Annotated in this window: 1 protein-coding gene; it reads right to left on the bottom strand. The window is 45.2% G+C overall.

Annotated elements, in window-relative coordinates:
* On the bottom strand, nt 1-764 hold a 764-nt coding region (uvrC, locus tag gpAD87_RS22940; RefSeq protein WP_064641157.1), incomplete at both ends, for an excinuclease ABC subunit UvrC.

The following is a 764-nucleotide window of genomic DNA, read 5'->3' as shown; positions in this document are numbered from 1 at the left end:
TTTTCCCTGACGCATATATAGAATCTGGACACACATCCAGCCTTTATCAATGGCAAAACCAAACACATCGCGGTCTCTGGCATCCGCCATCGTAATTTTCTGTTTTTCCATCATCGCATCAATGGCAATGACCTGATCCCGAAGTTCCTTGGCACGTTCAAAATATAGATCCTCAGCCGCTTCCTGCATTTTGCGCTGTAAATCCTTTTTGATCTCCTCATGCCCGCCACTCAAAAATGAACTGATCTCCTGGGAGATCTCATCATACTGCTCCTTGCCCACTTCTTGCACACAGGGAGCGAGGCACTGTCCCATATGATAATACAGGCATACTTCCTTCGGCATTACGCCGCATTTGCGTAACGGATACATCCGGTCAAGCAGTTTTTTCGTTTGGTGTGCCGCATATGAATTCGGATAAGGTCCGAAGTATTTGGCTTTATCTTTGAGCACCCGCCGGGTCACTTCGAGTCGGGGATGTTTTTCATTCGTAATTTTAAGGTAAGGAAACGTCTTATCATCCTTGAGCAACACGTTATACCGCGGCATATGTTTCTTGATCAGGTTACACTCCAGAATGAGTGCTTCCATATTGCTGCCGGTAACGATATATTCGAAATCACGGATTTCGGACACCAGGCGCTGTGTCTTCCCATTATGACTGCCGATAAAATATGATCTTACGCGATTCTTCAGCACTTTGGCTTTACCTACATAGATAATAGTACCTTCACTATTTTTCATCAGGTAACAGCCGGACATGT

The sequence above is a fragment of the Paenibacillus sp. AD87 genome (genome assembly GCF_001659845.1).
GTDB lineage: Bacteria > Bacillota > Bacilli > Paenibacillales > Paenibacillaceae > Paenibacillus > Paenibacillus marchantiae.
This window is presented reverse-complemented; position numbering and strand designations above follow the sequence as displayed.